General features: G+C 61.8%; 22 protein-coding genes and 1 tRNA gene. 10 read left to right on the top strand and 13 right to left on the bottom strand.

Annotated elements, in window-relative coordinates:
* Nucleotides 1-18: 18 nt before the first annotated feature.
* Both ACMDCR_RS19030 and ACMDCR_RS19025 read right to left on the bottom strand, forming a co-directional pair.
* Nucleotides 19-3,771 carry a vitamin B12-dependent ribonucleotide reductase gene (locus ACMDCR_RS19030; protein ID WP_413988113.1) on the bottom strand — a complete coding sequence of 1,251 codons (3,753 nt, stop codon included), beginning with the start codon at nt 3,769-3,771 and terminating at the stop codon, nt 19-21.
* A gap of 510 nt (nt 3,772-4,281) precedes the next feature.
* Complete coding sequence (locus tag ACMDCR_RS19025; protein ID WP_413988112.1) at nt 4,282-5,574, bottom strand: NAD(P)/FAD-dependent oxidoreductase; 1,293 nt, start codon at nt 5,572-5,574, stop codon at nt 4,282-4,284.
* 127 nt (nt 5,575-5,701) lie between these two features.
* On the opposite strand from ACMDCR_RS19025, the gene ACMDCR_RS19020 reads away from it, so the two are divergent.
* The 4 genes from ACMDCR_RS19020 (at nt 5,702) to ACMDCR_RS19005 (ending at nt 8,427) form a co-directional block, all read left to right on the top strand.
* The gene (locus tag ACMDCR_RS19020) at nt 5,702-6,193 is read left to right on the top strand and encodes a DUF1003 domain-containing protein (protein WP_413988111.1); all 492 of its coding nucleotides are present in this window, start codon (nt 5,702-5,704) and stop codon (nt 6,191-6,193) included.
* Nucleotides 6,194-6,305: 112 nt separating this feature from the next.
* Complete coding sequence (locus tag ACMDCR_RS19015) at nt 6,306-7,244, top strand: nucleoside hydrolase (protein ID WP_413988110.1); 939 nt, start codon at nt 6,306-6,308, stop codon at nt 7,242-7,244.
* Nucleotides 7,245-7,333: 89 nt separating this feature from the next.
* Nucleotides 7,334-7,741, top strand: coding sequence for an NADH:ubiquinone oxidoreductase subunit NDUFA12 (locus ACMDCR_RS19010; RefSeq protein ID WP_413988109.1), 408 nt, complete (start codon nt 7,334-7,336; stop codon nt 7,739-7,741).
* A 140-nt stretch (nt 7,742-7,881) separates the two neighbouring features.
* Complete coding sequence (locus tag ACMDCR_RS19005) at nt 7,882-8,427, top strand: DUF2155 domain-containing protein (protein WP_413988108.1); 546 nt, start codon at nt 7,882-7,884, stop codon at nt 8,425-8,427.
* Nucleotides 8,428-8,583: 156 nt separating this feature from the next.
* Here the strand turns inward: ACMDCR_RS19005 and aat are convergent, their stop codons facing one another.
* The 7 genes from aat to ACMDCR_RS18970 form a co-directional block, all read right to left on the bottom strand.
* On the bottom strand, nt 8,584-9,252 hold the full coding sequence (gene aat, locus ACMDCR_RS19000; protein ID WP_413988107.1) for a leucyl/phenylalanyl-tRNA--protein transferase: 669 nt from the start codon (nt 9,250-9,252) through the stop codon (nt 8,584-8,586).
* A 9-nt stretch (nt 9,253-9,261) separates the two neighbouring features.
* Nucleotides 9,262-10,620 carry an acetyl-CoA carboxylase biotin carboxylase subunit gene (accC, locus tag ACMDCR_RS18995; RefSeq protein WP_413988106.1) on the bottom strand — a complete coding sequence of 453 codons (1,359 nt, stop codon included), beginning with the start codon at nt 10,618-10,620 and terminating at the stop codon, nt 9,262-9,264.
* A gap of 5 nt (nt 10,621-10,625) precedes the next feature.
* Nucleotides 10,626-11,108, bottom strand: coding sequence for an acetyl-CoA carboxylase biotin carboxyl carrier protein (accB, locus tag ACMDCR_RS18990; RefSeq protein WP_413988105.1), 483 nt, complete (start codon nt 11,106-11,108; stop codon nt 10,626-10,628).
* A 35-nt stretch (nt 11,109-11,143) separates the two neighbouring features.
* On the bottom strand, nt 11,144-11,587 hold the full coding sequence (gene aroQ / locus ACMDCR_RS18985) for a type II 3-dehydroquinate dehydratase (protein ID WP_413988104.1): 444 nt from the start codon (nt 11,585-11,587) through the stop codon (nt 11,144-11,146).
* Between the two features lie 124 nt (nt 11,588-11,711).
* A complete protein-coding gene (locus tag ACMDCR_RS18980; protein WP_413988103.1) occupies nt 11,712-12,476 on the bottom strand; it encodes a DsbA family protein in 765 nt (254 codons plus the stop codon).
* A gap of 226 nt (nt 12,477-12,702) precedes the next feature.
* The gene (locus ACMDCR_RS18975) at nt 12,703-13,233 is read right to left on the bottom strand and encodes a YceD family protein (RefSeq protein ID WP_413988102.1); all 531 of its coding nucleotides are present in this window, start codon (nt 13,231-13,233) and stop codon (nt 12,703-12,705) included.
* On the bottom strand, nt 13,230-13,781 hold the full coding sequence (locus ACMDCR_RS18970; RefSeq protein WP_413988101.1) for a ubiquinol-cytochrome C chaperone family protein: 552 nt from the start codon (nt 13,779-13,781) through the stop codon (nt 13,230-13,232). The genes ACMDCR_RS18975 and ACMDCR_RS18970 overlap by 4 nt, the downstream gene beginning before the upstream one ends.
* A 210-nt stretch (nt 13,782-13,991) precedes the next feature.
* Between ACMDCR_RS18970 and ACMDCR_RS18965 the strand changes: the two genes are divergently transcribed.
* Nucleotides 13,992-14,477 carry an outer membrane protein assembly factor BamE gene (locus ACMDCR_RS18965; protein WP_413988100.1) on the top strand — a complete coding sequence of 162 codons (486 nt, stop codon included), beginning with the start codon at nt 13,992-13,994 and terminating at the stop codon, nt 14,475-14,477.
* 882 nt (nt 14,478-15,359) lie between these two features.
* On the opposite strand, the gene ACMDCR_RS18960 is transcribed toward ACMDCR_RS18965, so the two are convergent.
* On the bottom strand, nt 15,360-15,788 hold the full coding sequence (locus tag ACMDCR_RS18960) for a GtrA family protein (RefSeq protein ID WP_413988099.1): 429 nt from the start codon (nt 15,786-15,788) through the stop codon (nt 15,360-15,362).
* Nucleotides 15,789-16,448: 660 nt separating this feature from the next.
* Here ACMDCR_RS18960 and ACMDCR_RS18955 point away from each other — a divergent pair.
* On the top strand, nt 16,449-16,661 hold the full coding sequence (locus tag ACMDCR_RS18955; protein ID WP_413988098.1) for a cold-shock protein: 213 nt from the start codon (nt 16,449-16,451) through the stop codon (nt 16,659-16,661).
* Nucleotides 16,662-16,708: 47 nt separating this feature from the next.
* Nucleotides 16,709-17,074 (top strand): hypothetical protein, encoded by a 366-nt coding sequence (locus ACMDCR_RS18950; protein ID WP_413988097.1) that lies wholly within the window; start codon nt 16,709-16,711, stop codon nt 17,072-17,074.
* Between the two features lie 197 nt (nt 17,075-17,271).
* On the opposite strand, the gene ACMDCR_RS18945 is transcribed toward ACMDCR_RS18950, so the two are convergent.
* The 3 genes from ACMDCR_RS18945 to cysG form a co-directional block, all read right to left on the bottom strand.
* Nucleotides 17,272-17,349: transfer RNA gene (locus ACMDCR_RS18945), tRNA-Pro, on the bottom strand.
* 204 nt (nt 17,350-17,553) lie between these two features.
* Complete coding sequence (locus ACMDCR_RS18940; protein ID WP_413988096.1) at nt 17,554-17,874, bottom strand: hypothetical protein; 321 nt, start codon at nt 17,872-17,874, stop codon at nt 17,554-17,556.
* A 258-nt stretch (nt 17,875-18,132) separates the two neighbouring features.
* Nucleotides 18,133-19,548 (bottom strand): siroheme synthase CysG, encoded by a 1,416-nt coding sequence (gene cysG / locus ACMDCR_RS18935; protein ID WP_413988095.1) that lies wholly within the window; start codon nt 19,546-19,548, stop codon nt 18,133-18,135.
* An 809-nt stretch (nt 19,549-20,357) separates the two neighbouring features.
* On the opposite strand from cysG, the gene proS reads away from it, so the two are divergent.
* The 3 genes from proS (at nt 20,358) to ACMDCR_RS18920 (ending at nt 24,000) form a co-directional block, all read left to right on the top strand.
* The gene (proS, locus tag ACMDCR_RS18930) at nt 20,358-21,677 is read left to right on the top strand and encodes a proline--tRNA ligase (RefSeq protein WP_413988094.1); all 1,320 of its coding nucleotides are present in this window, start codon (nt 20,358-20,360) and stop codon (nt 21,675-21,677) included.
* Nucleotides 21,678-22,003: 326 nt separating this feature from the next.
* The gene (locus tag ACMDCR_RS18925) at nt 22,004-23,302 is read left to right on the top strand and encodes a lipoprotein-releasing ABC transporter permease subunit (RefSeq protein WP_413988093.1); all 1,299 of its coding nucleotides are present in this window, start codon (nt 22,004-22,006) and stop codon (nt 23,300-23,302) included.
* A gap of 2 nt (nt 23,303-23,304) precedes the next feature.
* Nucleotides 23,305-24,000 (top strand): ABC transporter ATP-binding protein, encoded by a 696-nt coding sequence (locus ACMDCR_RS18920; protein ID WP_413988092.1) that lies wholly within the window; start codon nt 23,305-23,307, stop codon nt 23,998-24,000.
* The last annotated feature ends 187 nt before the right edge of the window (nt 24,001-24,187 follow it).

Below are 24,187 nucleotides of genomic sequence, written 5' to 3'. Positions count from 1 at the left end.
CTATAACTCCCCGCGGCCTCAGCTGCAGCCCGTCGTGCCACCACAAGTGTCGCACTTCAGGCATGTCCCATTCCGCACCAGTGTGAAGTTGGCGCATTCGGGGCAGGCTTCGCCTTCGTAGCCACGCAGCTTGGCTTCCTTGCGGCGCTCGGAAGCGGGCTTCACCACCGGGGCAGGGGCGCTCCAGGTAAGGCTGTCGAGAGCTTCCTCCTCCTTCAGCGCCGTGGCGCCGATGGTAGCGCCCGGCCCAGCCACCACGCCGCGGGTAAGGCCGGCACTGGCCACTGCCGAGGAGAGGGCGGTGATGGCGCCGCGGGCTTCGCCCGAGACCGGCGCGAGTGAGGTGCTGGCGGCGGCAGCGCCACCCGGCATCACCACGAAGCGTTCGGTCTTGGAGCGCACGAGGCCCCTTGAGATCGGCGCGACCACCGGGGCCGCAGGGGCGCGGGTTTCACCACCGCCGAGCGTGGCGTGGCTGTCCTCGTCCGGCACGACATGGGCGAGGTCGTAGCGGCCGATATAGGAGATGGCGAGCTCGCGGAACACATAGTCGAGGATCGACGTGGCGTTCTTGATCGAGTCGTTGCCCTGCACGAAGCCGGCCGGCTCGAAGCGGGTGAAGGTGAAGGCTTCCACATATTCTTCCAGCGGCACGCCGTATTGCAGGCCAAGCGAGATGGCGATGGCGAAGTTGTTCATCATCGCGCGGAAGGCGGCGCCTTCCTTGTGCATGTCGATGAAGATCTCGCCGAGACGGCCATCGTCATATTCGCCGGTGCGCAGATAGATCTTGTGGCCGCCCACCGTGGCCTTCTGGGTGTAGCCCTTGCGGCGGTCGGGCATCTTCTCGCGCTCGCGGGCCACTTCCACCCGCTCGATGATGCGCTCGACGATCTTCTCGGCGACCTGCGCGGCGCGGGCCGGCACGGAACGCTCGAGATGCTCTTCCACCGCATCCTGCTCGTCCTCATCGGCGAGAAGCTGCGAGTTGAGCGGCTGCGAGAGCTTGGAGCCGTCGCGATAGAGGGCGTTGGCCTTCAGAGCCAGGCGCCAGGACAGCTGATAGGCCGCCTTGCAATCCTCGACCGTGGCATCGTTCGGCATGTTGATGGTCTTGGAGATCGCGCCGGAGATGAAGGGCTGTGCCGCTGCCATCATGCGGATATGGCTGTCGACCGAGAGATAGCGCTTGCCCAGGCGCCCGCAGGGATTGGCGCAATCGAACACCGGCAGGTGCTCGGCCTTGAGGTGCGGGGCGCCTTCCAGTGTCATCGCGCCGCAAACATGCACATTGGCTTTCTCGATGTCCGACTTGGAGAAGCCGAGATAGGTGAGCAGGTCGAACGAAGCCTCGTTCAGCTTCTCGGCAGGTACGCCGAGCTTGCCGGTGATGAAGTCCTCGCCCAGCGTCCACTTGTTGAAGACGAACTTGATGTCGAAAGCAGAGGCGAGGGCCTTTTCGACCTGCGCCAGCTTCTCCTCGGTGAAGCCCTTGGCGAGCAACGAGGTGTGATTGATGGACGGGGCCTGGCGCAGCGAGGCATGACCCACCGCATAGGCTTCCATCTCGGCGATATCAGCTTCCGAATAGCCGAGCGTGCGCAGGGCTTCGGGAACCGCGCGGTTGATGATCTTGAAATAGCCTCCGCCCGCGAGCTTCTTGAACTTCACCAGGGCGAAGTCCGGTTCGATGCCGGTGGTGTCGCAATCCATGACGAGGCCGATCGTGCCGGTGGGCGCGATCACGGTCGCCTGGGCATTGCGGTAGCCATGCTTCTCGCCGAGCTCCAGGGCCTTGTCCCAGGCTTTCTTGGCATGCTCGGCGATGGCGGCGCCGTTCTCGCCAAGGCGACCGAGGGTGGCAAGGTCGAGTGCCACGGGATTGGTGGCGAGCGCCTCATAGCCAGAGGTCTCGCCACGGGCGGCGCGGCGGTGGTTGCGGATGACGCGCAGCATGGAGTCGCGGTTCGGCTCATAGTCCGGGAAGGCGCCAAGCTCCTTGGCCATCTCGGCCGAGGTTGCATAGGCCACGCCTGTCATGATGGCCGAGAGGGCGCCGCCCAGAGCGCGACCCTGGTCGGAATCATAGGGGATGCCGGAGGTCATCAGCAGGCCGCCGATATTGGCATAGCCCAGGCCCAGCGTGCGGTAGCGGTAGGAAAGCTCCGCGATCGCCTTGGAGGGGAACTGCGCCATCATCACCGAGATCTCGAGCACAACAGTCCACAGGCGGACGGCATGCTCGTAGGACGCCAGGTTGAAGCTGCCGTCCGCATTGCGGAACTGCAGCAGGTTCAAGGACGCCAGGTTGCAGGCCGTGTCGTCGAGAAACATGTATTCCGAGCACGGGTTGGAGGCGCGGATCGGCCCCGAGGCCGCGCACGTGTGCCAGTCGTTGATGGTGGTGTGGTACTGGATGCCCGGATCCGCCGAAGCCCAGGCGGCATGGCCGATCTTTTCCCAAAGGTCGCGGGCCTTCAGCGTCTTCACCGTCTTGCCGGTAATACGAGCCTTGAGCTCCCAGTCGCCGTCACGCTCGACGGCATTCAGGAAGGCGTCGTCGACGCGCACCGAATTGTTCGAGTTCTGGCCCGCTACCGTGAGATAGGCCTCCGAATCCCAGTCGGTGTTATAGGTGTCGAAGGAGATGTCCTTGTAGCCCTGCTTGGCGAACTGAATGACGCGCTTGATCAGGTTGTCGGAGACCAGGTTGCGGCGGGCCGCCTTGATCTCGCGCTTGAGGGCCGGGTTGCGTTCGGGGTCGAAGCAATCGTCGCCCGGGCCTTCGCACTGCACGCAGGCGCGCATCACGGCCTTGAGGTGCCGTTGCACGATCTTGGATCCGGTGACGAGGGCGGCAACCTTCTGCTCCTCCTTCACCTTCCAGTCGATATAGGTCTCGATATCGGGGTGATCGGCATCGACGACCACCATCTTGGCGGCGCGGCGCGTGGTGCCGCCCGACTTGATGGCGCCGGCGGCGCGGTCGCCGATCTTCAGGAAGGACATCAGGCCGGAGGAGCGCCCACCGCCCGAGAGCTTCTCGCCCTCGCTGCGCAGGGCCGAGAAGTTGGAACCGGTGCCCGAACCATATTTGAACAGGCGCGCCTCGCGCACCCACAGGTCCATGATGCCGCCCTCGTTGACGAGGTCGTCGGCAACCGACTGGATGAAGCAGGCATGCGGTTGCGGATGCTCGTAGGCCGAGGTCGACGAGGTCAGCTTGCCGGTCTTGTAGTCCACATAGAAATGACCCTGGCCGGGGCCGTCGATGCCATAGGCCCAATGCAGGCCCGTATTGAACCATTGCGGCGAATTGGGCGCGACCATCTGCATGGCGAGCATGTAGCGGTGCTCGTCATAGAAGGCCTGGGCATCCTCCTCGCTGTCGAAGTAACCGCCCTTCCAGCCCCAATAGGTCCAGGTGCCAGCGAGGCGATCGAAGACCTGGCGCGAATCCGTCTCGCCGACAGTGCGCTCGGCCTCGGGGAGGGCGGCCAGAGCCTTCTTGTCGGGGATGGTGCGCCACAGCCAGGAGGGCACGGCGTTTTCTTCCGCCTTCTTCATGATCGCAGGCACGCCCGCCTTGCGGAAGTATTTCTGGGCCAGGATATCGGCCGCAACCTGGCTCCAGGCCTCGGGCACGGCGATATTCTCAAGACGGAAAACGATCGAGCCGTCCGGATTCCGGATCTCGCTCGTGGCTGTCCGGAAGGTGATGGAGGCGTAAGGGGACTGCCCCCTCTTCGTGTAAAGCCGTTCTATCCGCATTGCGATCTGCCCCGAAAATTGGACGCAAAAACCCGCGCCGTGCCATGATCACGGCTCGGTTCACGCTATCTGACATCCTGTTTACTGTGTCCTTTAGGGTGCATTGCCCCCGCCCGCAGTTGGAACTCCAGGTTCGAAAACCTGGTCGCTACCCCCGGAGTTCCCCCCGCCGCTGACGTTTCAGACTATAGGTTGAAGGTAGGCATGCTGGCGGGGTGCGTCAAGATTTTGTGCCGGCAAAATCGGGACTATCTACATATGGTATTGAGCTGTGGAAAAGGGTGAGCGGCATGAGCGCTTGGTGACAAGGCTCGGGAATCTCTCAAGGAATCCCCGACATAAGCCCGTCGCGGAATTGCCATGTTCCGGTCATGTTTCATTTACCATGTCTCAAGATGGCACGTGGACACCCCGCGAGAGCTTGCGTGCAAGCCCTTGAGAAGGTGCCGCAGGGTAACTCAATTAGAGGAAAATCGCCAGCGAATCGCAGCGGAACGGTTTCATCACCTATCAGGACGCCGTCCGGCCGCCGGACGAATCGCTCTGGCTATCGCTGCCTTGCGTGATGAGGCGCGCACTGCGCTGGTTGCGGGCGTGAATCCACAGCCAGTTCAGCGCCACACTGAGCCGGGTGCGCACGCCAATCAGGAAGTAGATATGGGCAATACCCCATATCCACCAGGCAATTGCGCCACGAAGCTTTATCCAGCCGAAATCGATCACGGCCTTGCGCTTGCCGATCTGGGCCAGGCTCCCCTGATGCCTGTATTGGAACTGGCCTGGTGCAGGCCCCCCCTCAAGGCGGGCTCTTATGGCCCTTGCGACATAGATACCGGCTTGCTTCGCCGCCGGTGCAATGCCGGGGACCGGTTTGCCATTGGGGCCGGGCAGGGTAACGGTGTCGCCGATGGCGAAGATTTCCGGGTGACCGGGAATGGTCAGGTCCGGCTGGATGATGATTCGCCCATTCCGGTCTGCTGGCACGCCCAGCCATTCGGCGGCGGGCGAGGCGCGCACGCCTGCAGCCCAGACGATGGTTCTCGCCGCGAGCGTCTTGCCACCATAGATCACGCCTTCGGCCGTGCATTCGGTGACGGCCGCGCCGAGCTCGACCTCCACGCCAAGCTCTTCAAGCGAACGCTTCGTGTAATCTGTGAGGTCCTCGGGATAACCCGCCAGAACGCGCGGCCCAGCCTCGATTAGCACCACTCGGGCCTTATGGGTGTCGATGTTGCGGAAATCGGGCGGTAGCGTATCGCGGGCGAGTTCGGCGATAGTACCGGCCAGCTCGACGCCCGTCGGACCCGCACCGACAATGACGAAGGCGAGAAGTGCATCCTGCGCTTTGGAATCGGTCTCCATCTCAGCCTCCTCGAAGGCCATCAGGATGCGGCGACGAATCGTGGTGGCATCCTCGATGGTCTTCAGGCCGGGCGCGTAGGGCTCCCATTCGTCATGGCCGAAATAGGCGTGGCGGGCACCGGTGGCGAGGAGGAGGGTGTCATAGGGCACGCTGGCGCCATCGCGCAGCCGCACTTGACGCGCCTCCTGGTCCACGCCGACGACCTCGGCCAGCAGCGTCGTGACTTCCGGCCGCCCGCGCATCAGTTGGCGGATCGGCCAGGCGATCTCCGAAGTGGCGAGCGAGGCGGTGGCGACCTGGTAGAGCAGGGGCTGGAAGATATGGTGGTTGCGCTGGTCGATCACGGTGATTTCCACCGGTGCGCCCTTGAGATGATTCACCGCCTCCAGGCCTCCGAAGCCGGCGCCGACGATGACGACACGATGAAGTCCCTCGGCCATTGTCCGTTCTCCTGCAGCGATGCCACTGATCGAGCACCTGCTTAGACACCGATTTGACGACAATAAAAAGCATCAAGAGAAACAGCGGATTTTGTACCATCATCGCAAACCGCCCCACCGGAGAGAGATGAAGATGAGCCTCGCCACCAAACTGCACGATGACGAACTGGCACTCCTGCACAGGCTGCGGGGCGAGCGGCGGACGCGCCGGCCGCCGCGCCCGTCGGACCTGTCCTTTGGCGCCCAGGTCGCCGATTTCGTCGCGGCCATGATGGGCAGCTGGCCCTTCATCATCGTGCAATCGATCCTGCTGGTGGCCTGGATGGTGCTCAATGTCGCTGCCTGGGTGCAGCATTGGGATCCCTATCCCTTCATCCTGCTCAACCTGGCGCTCTCCTTCCAGGCCGCCTATGCCGCCCCCTTCATCATGATGAGCCAGAACCGTCAGGCCGCCATCGACCGGGCCGCCGCCACCCATGATTATGACGTGAACACCAAGGCCGAGCTCGAGATCGAGCTCCTGCACCAGAAGCTGGACCTGTTGCGCGAGACGCAGGTGGCGGAACTGATCGGGCTGGTGAGGAGGCTGGAGGAGAAGCTGGATGCTCACAAGGAATAGCGGTGCGGATATTGGACATTCTCTGCCCAGGTAGAGCAGATCGCCTCCCGATCTTGCTTCCCTCTTCGCCCCGGTCCATGGTCCGGCGCGTCCTTCCTGTTCCGAGTCTCCCATGCCCCGTTCCATCATTATCGACACCGATCCCGGCCAGGACGATGCGCTGGCTATCCTGCTGGCGCTGGGCAATCCAGAGGCGATCGAGGTGATCGGTATCACGGCCGTGGCGGGGAATGTGCCGCTGGCCCTCACCAGCCGGAATGTGCGGGTGATCTGCGAACTGGCCGATCGCGCCGACATCACTGTCTGTGCCGGCGCCGACCAGCCGCTTCTCAGGCCGTTGGTCACCGCCGAGCATGTGCATGGCAAGACCGGCCTCGACGGTGCGGATCTGCCGGAGCCGACGATGCCGCTCGACCCTCGTCATGGCGTCGACTTCATCATCGAGACCTTGATGACGCGGCCTCCCGGCATCGTCACGCTGTGCGCGCTCGGACCGCTCACCAACCTTGCGATGGCGCTGATCCGCGAGCCGCGTATCGCGCCGCGCATCCGGGAGATCGTGCTGATGGGCGGCGGCTGCTTCGAGGGTGGCAACATCACGCCGGCAGCCGAGTTCAACATCTTCGTCGATCCCCATGCCGCCAAGGTGGTTTTCGGTTCGGGCGCGCCGGTCACCATGGTGCCGCTCGACGCCACGCACAAGGCATTGACCACGCCCAATCGCGTCGCCGCCATCAGGGCCATAGGTTCGAAAGTCTCTCAGGCAACTGTGGGTTGGCTCGATTTCTTCGAGCGTTTCGATGTGCAGAAATATGGCTCCGAGGGTGGCCCGCTGCACGACCCCTGCGTCATCGCCTGGCTGATCAAGCCGGAGCTGTTTTCCGGCCGCTCCTGCAATGTCGAGATCGAAACCACGTCCGAACTCACCATGGGCATGACTGTGATCGACTGGTGGGGCGTCACGCAGCGGCCGAAGAATGCTCATGTGCTGGGACATGTTCAGGCGGAGGGGTTCTTCGCATTGATCACACAGGCGATCGCGCGCCTATAAAACGCGGCCCGCGCGCGGGGTAACGGTGGACATCGCCGTCGCTCTTGGCCATAAGACATCTCAGTACGTCATCGAGAACGGCAGCCAGTATGAACACGCTTCTCCAGATCTTCACATGGTGGAACGGCTCCACGATCGGGACCCGTTTCTGGACCTCGCGCAAGGGCGAGCGTGTGGGTGAGGACGAGTTCGGCAACGTCTATTACCGCACCAAGGGCGGCGCTGTGGATCCGACGATCGGCGTGCAGCGGCGTTGGGTGCTGTACAAGGGCTATGCCGAAGCAACCGCGATCCCGCCAGGCTGGTGGGGCTGGATGCATCACCAGATCGACACGCCCCCGAGCGAGACCGAGTACACGCCGCACGAGTGGCAAAAGCCTCATCGCCCGAACCAGACCGGCACGGTGGACGCCTATCACCCCAAGGGCTCGATGCTCTCTCACGGCCACCGTCCCGCCGCCACGGGCGATTACAAGGCCTGGACACCGGGCGAGTAACAGAGGCAAAGGTGGCGGTTTCGATAGCCGTCTTTTCGCCCCGATAGGGCAGTATGCCGTTCGGGCTGCCTTGGACACGGATCTGCTTGCCCTTGAGTCTTTTAGCTTCAACCTCTCTGCGCTGTCTCCTGCTGACTGGCTTGGCCTTGGCCGGCGTCTCGGTTGCGACTGGCGTCGAGCAGGCTCGCGCGGAGAGGATCGCCAACCCGACGGCGGTATTTACCGGCCTCGACAAGATCTCGGGCGAGATCAGCACCTTCGAGGTGCCTGTGGGTCAGACGGTGAAGTTCGGCGCGCTCAGCGTGACGCCGCGCGTGTGTTATTCGCGTTCGGCCAGCGAGGATCCGCAGACCACCAGCTTCGTCGAGATAGACGAGATGACCCTCAGCAAGAAGGTCGAGCGTCTGTTCAATGGCTGGATGTTTGCAGCCAGTCCCGGCCTGAACGGTGTCGAGCATCCCGTCTATGACGTCTGGCTCAACGACTGCAAGGGCGGCAAGAGCACCGAGCCGCCCCCGCCACCCGTCGTCGCCTCCGCACCAGGCCCCAAGCCCGGCAAGGGCAAGAAGGGCAAGCTGCCGACGGACGAGATAGCGCCTCCGCCCGATGCCGGCGACAATGGCAATGGCAATGCCAATGGCGATTTCTTCGACCAGCCAGTCGATCCCAACGCGCCGCAGGACTGACAGAGCGGCACAGCATTGCGGATGTGTTGCTGAACCAGGTCCCCCGCATCCTGCAGGCGGATATCTATGCCACCGCGACCATGGAGGCTGCGGCGCTGATTGCCATCAGCGAGGCAAGGGGCTGGCCGCGTGTGGGCGTGGCCGTCATGACGCCACTCATTTTGCCAGTTCGGCTAGGATCTCCGCGCCCGTCTTCGTCTCACCCTTTGGCCAGACCAGGAAGTCGCCGTCGATTTGCAGGGCGTTGTTGAGCAGCAGGTGGTACTGCGAGCGCGACAGTTCTACCGCGCCGAGACTGAGGAGATGGTCGGTGACGAACTGGGTATCGAGCAGGCGGTAGCCGCCATGTCGCATCCGGGCCACCAGATGGGCTAGCGCCACCTTGGAGGCGTCTCGTTCGCGGTGGAACATGCTTTCGCCAAAGAAGGCACCGGCGAGGTCGACACCATAGAGGCCGCCGACCAGCCGCCCCTCCTGATACGCCTCCACAGTGTGGCAATGGCCGAGAGCGAAGAGCTCGCCGTAGAGCTTGCGGATCCGCTTGTTGATCCAGGTCGAGCGGCGCCCGGCGGCGGGTGTGGCGCAGGCGTCGATCACCGCCTCGAAATCGTGGTCGACGACCACCTCGAAGCGGTCGGAGCGGATGGTGCGGGCGAGACGGTGCGAAACGATCAGATGGTTGAGGGGGATGATGCCGCGGTATTCCGGCTCCACCCAATAGAGGCCAGGGTCATCGGCGCTTTCCGCCATCGGGAAAATACCGCAGGCATAGGCTTTGAGCAGAACCTGCGGCGTGATTTCCAGATCTTGGTCGGCGTTCGACAATGGAACCCCTTATTCGCTGTCGCGCATGCCCCCGGCTTCGAGGAATTTCTCAAGCCAATGAATATCGTAGAGGCCGTTCTGCATATCGGGGTTACGCACGAGGGTGCGAAACAGGGGCAGAGTAGTCTCCACGCCGTCGACGACGAACTCATCGATGGCGCGCCGCAGGCGCATCAGGCATTCGGTGCGCGTGCGGCCATGCACGATGAGCTTGCCGATCAGCGAATCATAATAGGGCGGAATGCGATAGCCCTGGTAGACGGCCGAATCGACGCGCACACCGAGGCCGCCCGGCGGGTGGTAATAGCTGATCGTCCCGGGCGAGGGCCGGAACGTCGCGGCATTCTCGGCATTGATGCGGCATTCGATGGCGTGGCCCTCGATCTGTACATCCGACTGCTTGATCGACAGCGGCGAGCCGGCGGCGATCTTGATCTGCTCATTCACCAGGTCGATGCCGGTGATCATCTCCGTGACCGGATGCTCCACCTGGATGCGCGTGTTCATCTCAATGAAGTAGAACTCGCCATTCTCATAGAGGAACTCGATCGTGCCGGCACCGACATAGCCGAGCTCGATCATCGCGTCGGCGACGATGGCGCCGATCCTTTTGCGCTGCTCGGGATTGAGCGCGGGGGAGGGGCCTTCCTCCCAGACCTTCTGATGGCGGCGCTGCAGCGAGCAGTCGCGCTCGCCTAGGTGAATGGCATGGCCCTGGCCGTCGCCGAGCACCTGCAATTCGATATGGCGGGGTTTCTGAAGATATTTTTCCAGATAGACCGCATCGTCGCCGAAGGCGGCCAAGGCCTCAGCACGGGCAGTCGCCAGGGCGTCCGGGAGCTCTTCGGCCGTCAGCGCCACCTTCATGCCGCGTCCGCCGCCACCGGCGGCAGCCTTGACCAGCACGGGATAGCCGATCTCGCCCGCGATGCGAATGGCGTCGGCATCGTTCGTCACACCACCTTCCGAACCCGGCACACAGGGAATGCCGAGGCGCTTGGCGGTACGCTTGGCCTCGATCTTGTCGCCCATCATGCGGATATGCTCGGCCTTGGGGCCGATGAAGGCGATGCCGTGCTGGTCGAGAATATCGGCGAAGCGGGCATTCTCGGAGAGGAAGCCGTACCCTGGATGCACGGCTTCGGCGCCGGTAATCTCGCAGGCGGCGATCAGGGCGGGAATGTTGAGATAGCTTTCGCGAGCCGGCGGAGGCCCGATGCAGACGCTCTCGTCGGCGAGCTTGACATGCATGGCATCTGCGTCCGCCGTGGAATGCACGGCCACCGTCTTGATGCCCAGTTCCTTGCAGGCCCGCAGCACACGCAGGGCGATCTCGCCGCGATTCGCGATCAGGATCTTGTCAAACATCCACTTTACTCGATGATCATCAGCGGCTGGCCATATTCGACCGGCTGCTTGTCTTCGATGAACAGGGCCGTGACGGTGCCCGACTTGGGTGCGATGATGTCGTTGAAGGTCTTCATGGCCTCGACGATCAGCACGCGGTCGCCCTGGTTGACCTTCGAGCCGATTTCGACGAAGGGCTTGGCGCCGGGCGCCGCACCGAGGAAGGCCGTGCCGACCATCGGAGATTTGAGAACGCCCGGATGGTTGGAAGGATCTGCCGCCACCGGAGCCGCTGGGACAGCGGCAGCCGCAGCAGCCACGGGAGGGGCGACGCCGACAACAGGCGCGCCGATGGGAACCGTTGCCGTGACATTGATCTGCCGCGCCACGCGGATGCGCAGATCCGCCTGCTGGACCTCGATTTCGGTGAGATCCGTCTCCGTGAGGAGATTGGCCAATTCCCGGATAATCTCGGGATCAATCCCGGATTTGGTTCGCGACATCGTCATGCCTTGCGTTTCCGCGGGGCTCCCGGCCCCGTCATTCATTGAGCTGATACGCTCGAAGCCAGTGCTTCGAGGGCGAGTTCATAGCCCTTCGGGCCAAATCCGCAGATCACGCCCTTGGCGGCCGGCGAAACCCAGGAATGGTGCCGGAAGCTTTCACGCGCGAACACGTTGGATAGATGCAATTCGATTACTGGCAGGCTAACGGCCTTGATGGCGTCATGCAGGGCAATCGAGGTGTGGGTCAGGGCGCCGGGGTTGATGATGAGGCCCACCGCCCCCTTGTGAAAGGCTTCGTGCACCCAGTCGAGCAGTACGCCCTCATGGTTCGTCTGGCGAAATTCGACAGTCATCCCAAGTCGAGCCGCGCGTTCACGTGCCAGCTTCTCAATGCCAGCCAGATCAAGCGTACCGTAGACCGACGTCTCACGGACGCCGAGCATATTGAGATTGGGACCGTTCAGAATGTAGACGAGCGCCATGCTTTCCATTCGGATGATAAATTCAAAGCCCGAAGCATGAAGCCACGGGCCTTCTGCGCCCCTTATAGGGCGGTCCTATCCGGAAGGCAAAGCCGGCGGGCAATCATCCACCGGCGATCCCGTTTCAGCCGCAGACGGTCTGCCCGCATTTGCGCATCGAATCGATCTTGGCCTTCAGCGCGTCATAGCCGATCGCACCGGGAACGATCTCACTGCCGATCACATAGGAGGGCGTGCCATTGATGCCAAGCTTGTCGCCGAGCTGCAGGTTGGCTGCGATATCCTTGCGCAGGGATGCATCGCCGAGGTCCGACTGCAGCTTGGTCATGTCGACGCCGGTATCCTGGGCGACCTGTAGGGCACGATCCTTGTCGACGGCACCACGAGTGGCCAGCAATTCCTGATGGAAAGGCAGGAACTTGTCGCCCTTGAGCTGTTTCTTGACCGCGAGTGCCACATTGGCCGCCTCGATCGATCCGGGAGCCAGGATCGGATAGTCGCGCAGCTCGACCCTGAGGTTCTTGTCGGTGTCGAGCAGCTTGATCATGTCGGCCAACCCGCGCTTGCAGTAGCCGCAATTGTAGTCGAAGAACTCGACCAGCGTGACGTCACCCTGCGGATTGCCGAGCACGGCGTTCTGCGGCGCATTGAGGATGGTGTCCAAGTTCTCGGAGACCATCTGCTTCTGACGATCGGCCGCATCGGCCTCCTGCTTGGCCTGCATCGCATTGAGCGCGTCCGTGATGACCTCCGGATGCTTCATCAGATAGTCCTTGACGATCGCCTCGATGGCGGGACGGCTCATCTGCTCATCGGCACTGGCGGACTGGGCCACCGTGAGCACACAGGCGCCCAGCGCCAATCCGGCCAGAAAACGCTTCAAGAACATCGGTTTCTCCAAAGGTGCCAAGCATGCCTCATGCTGCTTAGGCTCAGGTGTATGACCGGTCAATTAACCGGTCCGTTCAGGAGTGCAATCTCACACGATCGTGTTCGATCGGTGGCGGAACGCTCCAGGCAGACGTGCGCTTCCAGGCCAGCGCTGAATCTGATCGATTCGTTGCTCCATCGCGGATTTCTGTCGGAGAATCGTATGACACTTCTCCGGAACCTGCTTAGCGGCTCTTGTCCTTCAGCGCGTTGAGAGCGGCGAAGGGCGAGAGAGAGGGATCCTCCTCCGGTGCCTCGAAGTCGATGCCCGGCTTGCGGGGATATGGATCGAGAGCCAACGCCAGGAATTCGGCGATGATCGCGCCAAGATCGATTTCGCCGCCCGTGAGCAGGTCCGGCGGATCTTCGGCGTCAGCGTCGTTGAGCTCGGCGAGATCGAAGTCGGCATTCGGGTCCTTCCCGTCTGGCGAGAAGCGAATATCGACCGGCGCCTCGATCGTACTCTCGAAATCCTCGGCCGAGACAACACAGACCTGCGTCAGAACGGCATGGATGGTGCCGTCGACGGCGAGACCTTCCTTACCGAAGGGCCTCACTACCAGTTTGGCCGTGAGTTCGGCGATGCCGGGCAGGCCCAGCTGGTGTGCAACCGCCTCCCGCTCGGGCGTGGTCGTGGTGATGTTGAAATGGCGGCCTGAGCCTGGAATCTCGTGGACATGCACTGGCCGTGAGAAGATGTGCTTATCGTTGCTCATGCGCTGGCACCGAGGGTGAGAGGTGGAGAGGGAAAGGGGATGGCGTCGCGCACCAGAACATCGGCAGGTACGCCGGCGAGGATGTCACTGGACCGCCGAACGTAGTCGGCGAGAGCCTTCGCTTCGCCTCGCCGCTCCTCGCTGCGGCCATAGACATTGCGCAGCAAAGCCTCCGGCAATTCGGCCTTGTCGGTGCTCATGAGCGCCTTGCCGTAGGCGGCGGAACAGCCGGTATAGATATCGGCGACCTTGCGCATCTTCTTCGGAACACTGAGATCGCCCACGCCCATTTCGCGCATTGCCCTGTCGAGTTCGGCGAAGAAGCGGTCGCAGACCCCGCGCGCGAGCTCATGGATCTCACCCTTTTCGTCATGGAGGCGATGCATCAGCAAGAAGAGATGGAGCAGCATCATGTCGATGCGACCCTCGACCGTGTCAGGCACGCGACCATCAGTGAAAAGCACGGGGTCGCGGCTCTGCGCCAGAATCTGGTCGTAAAGACGCGATATCTGAGCATCGCGCTCCTTGTTGCGAAAAAGGCCGAACATGATCCCCTTTAGCGGCAGCGAGAGCAGGCGTTCACGGATTGGCAGCTTATCGACGTTAGAAAGCCATTTGTTCCAATCGTGCGGGCGAATTTCACACCATATAAGTGGATGTTCCCCGGGCGCCAAGGTTGAATTTCACTGACAAGCGGGTTACGCCAGTGCCCGCGCGACGACAAGGCGAACGAGCCCGTGCACCCGATGGAGGCCAGAGTGAGTATAGTTGTGTTGCCCCCCAGTTTCCGGTCGCGAGCGCTGGCCGCCGCGGTCGCGATGTCCGTCGCCGGCCTGCTGCAGAGCTGCGGTTCGATGTCAATTGGGGAAACCAATGTGCACGGCATCGTCGTGACCGAGAGCACGCTGACCGCCATCAAGCCGGGCACCTCCCAGGCGCAGGTCCTCGACGTGCTGGGGACGCCCTCCACCACCTCGACGCTTGACGGCCAGGCCTTCTATTATGTCTCGCAGACCACGGCCCGCCCGGTCGCCTTCCTGTCGCCTCATATCGTCGACCGCAACGTGCTGGCCGTCTACTTCGACAAGGGCAAGGTGAGCCGCGTCGCCAATTACAGCCTGAAGGACGGCGTCGTCTTCGATTCCATTACGCGCACCACGCCCACGGCCGGCGGCGACCTCAACTTCATCACCCAGCTCGCCCGCGGCATGACCGCCGGTATCCCGGGCTTCGGGAACAACTAAGGGCGCCAGCTTCTTTCACCTCCACCGCCTTCTCACCGCAATGCGCAAGCGCTCTCGTTCCCACGCCCTTTCGGGCTGGGTTGATGAGGAGACCGGGCGATGGCGGCTGCGGGGCAGCCGTGAAAGCAGGATTCATGGAAGATGCAGGCCGCACTGTCGGTGCTGGCCGCCATCGCTCCGTTCCGGCGGCCCGGCACGCTGACAAGGCGCGCAAGGCCACCTGTTTTTCCGCCTATTGAAGGCGGAGGCGAGCCGGGGGCGGATGGCACGGACCATCCGAACCCGGCCCAGCCGGCTCGGCAAAGGGGCTGAGCGACGTCCGTCCTGGCCGGACGGTGGCATCAGCCGTCTTCACCGCATCGGCGGGAGGAGGGACGAAGGCATTGCCGGGCTCAAGCCCTTCACGCTCCGTCCAGGGATCCAGGGCACTTCCATGGGGTGCCGATCCCGTCTGTCCCGCTCGTCACCCCTGGAGGCCGGCTTCGAAAGAAGCAGGACCGCCGCATGCGCCTATCGCCTCGACAGGCTGTCGGGGTGGATGGAGGCGTTCGGGGCAGGGTTGTACAGACCCCGGCCGCTGACGCCTCATTCCGTTACGGAATAAAGCATGGGAACGAACGAAAGTCAATATTCGTTCTCTTTGTGTGCTTGTGGCCAACGGCGTGTATCACCGGAGGGAAGGCTGCCAGGCGGAGTATTATCGATTAACCTGGACGCTGAGGAGGGGTTTGACCGGGGTAACCAAGGGATCGTTACGGATTGAGCGCTTCAAGCGCCGCGCATCTCTTGCAATCCCAATACCCGCATTCCGATTCACTTATTTTTTGACGGCCCCTAAGGCGGGTCGGAGTCTGGTGGGCGCGGTCTCGACCGGCCCGCGCTTCAGCTTGTTCTGGGCGCGAAAACGATCGTCAGATAGCTCCAGAAATTCACGCTCATCGAAACGCCGGTGGCCAGGGCCGCGGCCAGCACCGGCGTCTCCGCAAAGGGGCCGTAGAGTGTCACGAGCATTGTGAACACCCCGAGATTGATGAGCCCGGCCAGGGCGCTTGCCGAGGCATATTGCGCGAACTCGGCGAGACTGGGCGTGCCCGCCCTGTCGCCGAAAGCGAACGAGCGGTTGATCAACCATGTCACAACCAGCGCGCAGGCGAAAGAAATGAGACGGGCAAGACGGATATCCAGGTCCTGATGCACCAGCGCCAGCAGAATGGTGGCGTCGACTGCAAAGCCCGCCAGGCCGGCCAGGGCAAACAAGTATAGACGGCTTGTCAGCGACCGTGCGGCCGGCGTGTCCAGTCCCTTCGTCAACGAGCCACTCCTGTCAGAGATCTTCATCCCCTTCATGCCGCAGCGCAGCATGGTTTGGCAAGTTCCCTTGAGGCCTACAGGCGGCGAAAAAGGCGGAGGCCGTCAGAGTGGAGTAGGGACCGATCCCCTCCAAGGATGATGGCAACGCCGTATGCCGCACTTTCCTGCGCGATTGTCTAAACGGGGTTGGCGCTGGAGATATTGCAACTGCGAAACGTCTGGAGGCTAACGCCATAAGGCAACGGTAATAGGGGCATGTCGTATGGGTTCCCTGCCCCATGTTCGTCTGGAAAGAAATTGAAACGAAAATCGATCTATTGTTACTCTTGTTTCAGAAAAACGAATTATTTTTCAATTATTGCAGCTCATCGTGCCGCTTTGTCTTGACCTGCTTGATATGTTCGGGCAGGTTCTCGCGATCGATTTTCGGCCGAACGACTTGGCCCGGCGTTTTGGCTTAGCCAAACGCGTGCTGACAAGCTCTTCCCTGAATTCGACTATCGCAGAGGTCCGTGTTCCGCACGGACTCGGAGCATTTTCTGAAGAAGTCGGCCAGGCTTTTTTGGTTGGATAATGCGCCAAAACAAAGAGTTGGGGGAAATATTGCGATGAGCTCGCAATTTGCTCCAGGCTTTCACTACGTTGAAGGAATAGCTCACGATGAGCACTGGTACCGTAAAGTGGTTCAATACCCAGAAGGGTTATGGTTTCATTCAGCCCGATGATGGTTCGAAGGACGTTTTTGTTCATATCAGCGCCGTGGAACGTGCTGGTCTGTACGAACTGCGTGAAGGCCAGAAAGTCAGCTATGAGCTGGTTCAGGATCGCCGTTCCGGCAAGTTGGCCGCCGATCAGCTCAAGGCAGCTGCGTAAGTCCGTAACCGAAGCTCATCGGTAGATCCGATTTGCAAGAAAGGCCGGTGCAGCAATGCGCCGGCTTTTCTTTTGCGGTGCACTTTGAATTCTTGCGTTTCCTTGAGATTCTACGGCTCTTTGCACTTGAAGGCATGCGGGAACAAGCGCACACTCCTTGTGTTCATGTCGCGAGGGAATTCCCTCATGAGCCGGTCCATCAAAGAAAAGCCGGCGGTCGGAGGTTCGTCATGGATATGAGTGAAATGATCACGGGCTTTCTCGTTGCCCTGGTGATTACGATATTGGTTATCGATACGATTATGGATTGGCGCGCGCCTTCACAGGCCCGCAGGCAGCTGGCCGTTGCGGCCGGGACATCGGGACAGCACAGCCTCGATCCAAAGATCGCCTGCGATATCGTATGGTGCTGATTGCGCCCGGTTGAAGGCATTGCCTGGCGCCGGCATGACGACTGCTGGTGGCCGTAGCAATGCGTTAGCGCCGGTCTGGATGTCCTTGAGAACGACGAGAGCTGAGTTGGCGGCAGTGGTCCCAACAGAGGCAGCCACAAGCCGCTCCCGTCTCTCCGCATCGCGAAAAGCAAAATAATCTATCGTGTTTAGGAAAATGGTCGGAGCGAGAGGATTCGAACCTCCGACCCCTAGTCCCCCAGACTAGTGCGCTAACCGGGCTGCGCTACGCTCCGACGTGGCGGCGCTTATAGGCGGTGAATCGCCGGATGGCAATCACCAATACGCCGCCAAAATGCATTTGCGTGCGAGAAGCCGCCGGGCGTTGTCATGCGCGGCTTGCGAGCTCCGGACATGGTCTTGGAGGCGCCACAAAAGAAAACGCTCCAGCGGGAAGATATCCTGCTGGAGCGCCTGGGGCCTTGGCGAAAGCCTCGAAATCAGTAACGGGGGTGGCAGTAGCCGCCGCGCGGACCGAGCCAGGTGCCGGGCGGGCAGGCGCGGCCATAACCGCTGCGGTTGGCCGGAATCGAGCCATTATAGCCATAGTCATTATAATAATAACGGGGAGCCGGCCGGTAGGCACCCACGCAGCGGCCCCACTTGTTGGGCACATAGCCGCGCGGGCAGCCATAGGCGATATCCTGCACCAACCCAGAATCGGTGGTGACGCCGGGAACGGCCGTCATCGCCGAAGAGGTGGCAGGAAGTGCCGCAAGGCCCATTGTGGCAAGGAAAGCAGTGATAACGAGTCTCTTCATTGCGATCTCCAATCTGATTCTTGCTCGCGCGAGGAACCTAGCATCTACAATTGACGGGAGAACATAAAAGTTCCCGCGAGGAGAGTTTTCGAAATTCAGGATCGCTGCGGAAGGCCTTTATTGAAGCATGGCTCTTGCCGAAAACTGCCACCCACCTCCCAATACAATGCTCCCGGCAGGTTCCGGAAAAATGACAGGAACCTGCATCGTAACAAGCGCCTGAGCAGGCGAAGCGTTGGTTTGCCGACGCCAGTCTGCTCAGGGCGCGGCTTCCGACATCGCCCAGCCGAAAAGGATGATGCATGGCCCATCCAGATCGTTGGCCGCAAAGACGGACGCCATCGCCGCGATGGTGGTGTGGAAACGCCGCTCACGCGAATAAGTGGCATATTCGACAATGATCGCCGGCGTATCGGATGCAATACCCGCTGCAAGCAGGTTCGATGAAACCTCGTCGACCACGAGCTTGCCCATGTAGATGGCGGTAGTGGCAGAGGGATCGGCGAGGGCCTTCCAGTCGAGATCGTCGGGCAGCTTGCCGTTCTTGGCGTGGGCTGTGATGTATTGCAGGCGTCTGGCGTGATCGCGATGGGTGAGGGAGACTCCCAGGCTCGCCGCCGCGCCGGAGGCGGCGGTGACGCCGGGAATCACTTCGACCGGCACTCCGCCGGCGCGACAGGCGGCGATCTCTTCGCCCGCGCGCCCGAAGACGAGGGGATCACCGCCCTTCAGCCGCACCACGCGCTTGCCCTCGCGGGCCAGCGTCACCATCAGCGCGTTGATGTCATCCTGCTTGCAGGAGGGGCGATGGCCGCGCTTGCCAGTGATGATACGCTCGGCCTCGCGACGCGCGAAATCCAGCACCTCGGGCGATACGAGATCGTCATGCAGGATGACGTCCGCCGCCTGAAGCGCACGCACGGCTTTCAGGGTGAGCAGTTCAGGATCGCCGGGCCCGGCGCCGACCAGGGTCACGCTGCCTTGGCCTGGTGCTCGGGCCTGCTCTTCGATCGAGGCGAGGAGAGCGATGCGATCCTCTTCATCCGGTGCATGGTCGGGCTTGCGGAAGGCAGCCGCCACGAAACGGTCCCAGACCGCCCGCCGCGCGTGCAGCGACAATCCGCGCGCCTGCACCAGCGGGCGCCAGTTGCGCGCGGCCTCGGCCCATTTCTGGAAGCCAGCCGGCAGCAACATCTCGATTCGCGCCCGAATCGCCTGGCCGAAGACGGGAACCGCGCCGTCCGTGGAAATGCCAACCACCAGCGGGGAGCGGTTGACGATCGAGCCGAACTGGAAATCGCAGAAATCGGGGCGATCGATGATGTTGACAGGCGTGCCGGCCTTGCGCGCGAGCAATGCCAGTCTCTGCGCTTCCTGGTCGTCCGCGACATCGGCGACGATGAGGGCTGCACCGGTGAGATCGCTTTCGCTCCAGGCACGGGCAAGATGGTTGAGGTGGACGCCCTCGCGAGCGCAAAGTTCGACGAGCGAGGCATCGGCCTGCGGCGCGATCACGGTGACATGGGCGCCGGTCGAAGCCAGGAGCTCGGCTTTCCAGACCGCGCCCGGCGTCGCGCCGATCACCAGCACGGGCTTGCCCGAGAGGCGATAGAAAACCGGCAGTACGGCAAGGGGCGCGATGCGCGCTGGCTGCAAGATAGGGCTACGACTCATCGATCACAGGCTCAACGTGCTTATTTCTCTGGGGAGGGCGCCGATAACTGCTGCCCATCGACCTCAGTCCTGCCGCACGTCACACAGCGCATAAGAACTAGTGCAATTCGAACAGGCGGACAATGAGCGATGCTCGATCGGCGTGGGCCTCACCCTCTACGCAAGGGGATGACAACTGTGGGACACTCTTTGCGAGCACCCCTGACTGTACACGTGCAAAAAAAAGCGAGGCTCTCACGAGCCTCGCTTTATTCTAGACCTCGTCCTAACCCATCTTCCCGGGACTTCCTCCACGCATCTTTGTGCTGTTTGAAGTAGCGGGACGGCTGCTCGACACAGTTTCTTCCACTGGTGGCGCCTGCGGGCTTCCTCCCAAGACTTGGACCCTGACTTCCTGTGCTCATTTCCGAGCTTTGGATGCCCTGTCGTTGACGGACTGGACGCTAGACGAAGTTTTTTTGCTTGTCACGTCTTTGTGCATCAATCCGCACAAAATTAATATCTTTGCTTAAAATTTGTGCGCGTCATTTCGCTGGGCGGGATGTGTTGGGACCGGTGAGCAAGTCTTGGGCAGGCTGGCTTGCGGCTGTAACCCTTTGACAAGAGTGGTAGGAAAGCCGGTTTTCGCAGTTGATCCCTTGTTTTTTGACGCCTGTTCGGGTCAATCTGCCGCCCGCTCGTGGAGAGAACCGATTTGTCTGGACACTTGTCGCGTGAACGCAATCGCGACGGCAGGTCCGGCCGTCTTTTTGCCACACAACTTATTCCGGCCTCGAGAAGGGCCGCATATTCTGAAGAAGGTCTGTCCGATGCGTCTGAGCCGTTATTTCCTACCCATCCTGCGTGAGACGCCCAAGGAAGCGGAGGTCGTTTCCCATCGTCTCATGCTGCGTGCGGGTATGATCCGTCAGGAAGCGGCCGGCATCTATGCACTCTTGCCGCTGGGTCTTCGGGTTGTGAACAAGATCAATGCGATCATCCGCGAAGAACAGAACCGGTCCGGCGCCATCGAATTGCTTATGCCCACCATCCAGTCCGCCGACCTTTGGCGGGAGAGCGGGCGCTATGACGATTATGGCAAGGAGATGCTGCGCATCAAGGATCGGCAGGAGCGTGAAATGCTCTATGGCCCGACCAATGAGGAGATGATCACCGAGATCTTCCGCGCCTATGTGCGTAGCTATAAGGATCTGCCGCTCAACCTCTATCATATTCAATGGAAGTTCCGTGACGAGATCCGTCCCCGCTTCGGCCTGATGCGCGGGCGCGAATTCCTGATGAAGGACGCCTATTCCTTCGATCTCGATCAGCCGGGCGCGCAGCATTCCTACAACAAGATGTTTGTGGCCTATCTGCGCACCTTTGCGCGGCTTGGCCTCACCGCGATTCCGATGGTCGCGGATACCGGCCCGATCGGCGGCAATCTCAGCCATGAATTCATCATCCTCGCTTCCACTGGCGAGAGCGAGGTGTTCTGCCATCGCGACTACCTCTCGATGGCACCGCCGGCGTCCGGCACGGATTTCGACGACAGGGACGGCCTTCAGAAGATCGTCGATCACTGGACTTCGCTTTATGCGGCCACGGAGGAAAAGCACGACAAGGCCGCCTTCGACGCCTTGCCGGCCGACAAGCAGGTTTCCGCCCGCGGCATCGAGGTCGGCCACATCTTCTATTTCGGCACCAAATATTCCACGCCGATGAAGGCGGTGGTGGCAGGCCCCGACGGTTCACTGGTGCCCGTGCATGGCGGCTCGTACGGCATCGGCCCGACCCGCGTCGCTGCGGCGGCCATCGAAGCAAGCCATGACGAAGCCGGCATCATCTGGCCGGAATCGATCGCGCCTTTCAAGGTAGGCCTGATCAACCTGAAGCCGGGAGACAGTGCCGTGGACGCGGCCTGCGGCGACCTTTATCTGCAGCTCGGGGCCAAGGGCGTAGACGTACTGCTCGACGATACCGACGAGCGTCCGGGAGGCAAGTTCGCCAAGATGGACCTGATCGGCCTGCCCTGGCAGGTCATCGTCGGGCCGAAGGGCCTGGCGGAAGGCAAGGTCGAGGTGAAGAACCGCCGCACCGGCGAGCGTCAGATCATGGCGCCCGGCGATGTATTGGCCCTGTTGGCGTAAAAAATCCCGGCCACGCACATCGCTGGCAACGAAGCTGTCCAAATAAACCGCGCCGCGCCGCGCGGGCGTGAGCGTGCACTCGGTTTTCTGCGAGCAAAGATTGGTTGAGCTCTTTACAATTTGAATACAAAAATTCCTCCAATATACGGATATCAAATAGGTTTTTGTATTCAGAAAGTGCCTTATGAAGTTTCTTCGATCGTAAAAAGCCGTGGCAAAGATGGGCATGGTTGTATTTTTGCCGTGCAAACGCCGCGATTCTCGGGGAGTAAGGGTCCCAGGGTGTTAGCGCGAGTTGCGCCCTGAGTTTCCCGCCTGGAACCTGAATGAACGCCTCCACCCCTGTCACCAAATCGTCGGAACCTACAGGAACGGCACCGTTTTCCGCGTTCGAGTGGATGGTGGCGCTGCGCTATCTCTTGCCGCACCGCAAGGGCGGCGTTGCCGCACTGATCGCCGTCATTTCCTTTCTGTGCTTCCTGCTCGGCGTCGCCATCCTGATCATCGTGATGTCGGTTATGAACGGTTTCCGGGTGGAATTGCAGTCGAAGATTCTGGGCTTCAGCGGCCACATCATCGTCACGCCCTCCCAGACGCCGCTCAACGATTTCCAGGCGGTGACGGAGCGAATCGGCAAGGTTCCCGGCGTCAAGCTCGCCGTGCCCTTCGTCGAGGGGCAGGTGCTGGTGTCTTCGCCCTTCTCGGCGAGCGGAGGGCTGGTGCATGGCATGAAGCTCGAGGACATCCAGAAGATGCCGGGGCTGGCCAGCAACATCAAGGACGGCAAGCTCGACGGTAATTTCGACCAGGGGCAGGGCGTCATCATCGGCACCAGGCTGGCGCAGTCGCTCGGCTTGCAGATCGGCGACGGCATCACGCTGATCTCGCCCAAAGGTGACGTTACCGCCTTGGGCACCACGCCGCGCATCAAGGTCTATCCCGTGGTGGCGACCTTCGAGGTCGGTATGTCCGATATCGATTCGGCCTTCGTCATAATGCCCCTGCAGGAGTCCCAGGCCTATTTCAACCGCGACGGCGACGTCACCGGCATCGAGGTCTATGTCGATGATCCCGACCATGTGCAGGCCATCGGCGAGGCGATCGAGAAAGCCGCGAGCCGGCCGGTTACCCTGACCGACTGGCGCCAGCGCAACGCGGCCTTCTTCACCGCGCTGCAGGTGGAGCGCAACGTGATGTTCATGATCCTCATGATGCTGGTGCTGATGGCTTCACTCGGCGTGGTCTCCAGCATGGCGATGCTGGTGCAGTCCAAGCAGACCGACATCGCCATCATGCGCACCATGGGGGCCACCAGCGGGGCGATGATGCGCATCTTCCTCATCACCGGCATGTCGATCGGCATCATCGGCACCACCTGCGGTCTGGTCGCGGGCCTGGTGTTCTGCCGCTATATCGAGAACATCCAGGAGTTCATCTCCTGGATTTCGAACACCCAGCTCTTCAACTCCGAAATCTATTTCCTGTCGCGGCTGCCCGCCAAGACCGATCCCACCGAGGTCATCGTGGTGGTCATAACCACGCTGGTGCTGTGCTTCCTGGCGACGCTATACCCCTCCTGGCGGGCTGCGCGGCTCGATCCTGTCGAAGCGCTGCGGGGAGCCTGAGAATGGCGATGGCTGACGGCACCCCCGCGCTCGAACTGATCGATGTCCATCGCAGCTATCATCAGGGTCCGACGGATCTGCGCATCCTGCAGGGGGTCAATCTCACCGTGATGCCTGGCCAGTCGGTGGCGTTGATCGCGCCATCGGGCGTCGGCAAATCGACGCTGCTCCACACCGCCGGCCTTCTGGAAAGGCCCAATAGCGGCGAGGTGGTGATCTCGGGCCAGGCGACAAGCGAGTTGAACGATGCCGGCCGCACGAGGCTGCGCCGCAATACCATCGGCTTCGTCTACCAGTTCCATCATCTTCAGCCGGAATTCTCGGCCTTGGAGAATGTGATCCTGCCGCAGATGATCCGCGGCCTGTCGCGGCGCGAGGCGCGCCAGCGGGGGGAGGAGCTGTTGACCTTTCTCGGCCTTGGCCAGCGCTTCGGCCACCGGCCGAACGAATTGTCCGGTGGCGAACAGCAGCGTGTGGCGATTGCCCGCGCGGTTGCCAATGCACCCCTCCTCATCCTGGCCGACGAGCCTACGGGAAACCTGGATCCGGGTACCTCCGACCATGTGTTCGGCACGTTGACGGCGCTGGTGCGGGCCTCGGGCCTGGCGGCGTTGATCGCGACCCACAATCTCGAACTGGCTTCGCGCATGGATCGTCGCGTCACGCTGCGGGAAGGGCAGATCGTCGAGCTCGACTGACGGTCCCCGGCATGGCCAATCGGCTGCGGCCGATGGGCTTGTCATATGGTAAACGCCGGCGCCGGCGCTCGCTCCGCATGGACCGGTCTGTCCCGAGGCCCTTGAAATTCCTCGATAATCCGATTTCTTGATGGCGGGGTTTGTTCCCGTTCTGCGCTCTTTCTGTGCAATGAAACGGAACAGAAGC

Source organism: Labrys okinawensis (assembly GCF_047345005.1).
Classification (GTDB): domain Bacteria; phylum Pseudomonadota; class Alphaproteobacteria; order Rhizobiales; family Labraceae; genus Labrys; species Labrys okinawensis.
The sequence above is the reverse complement of the archived record's forward strand: the minus strand, read 5'-3'. Positions and strand labels throughout refer to the sequence as shown.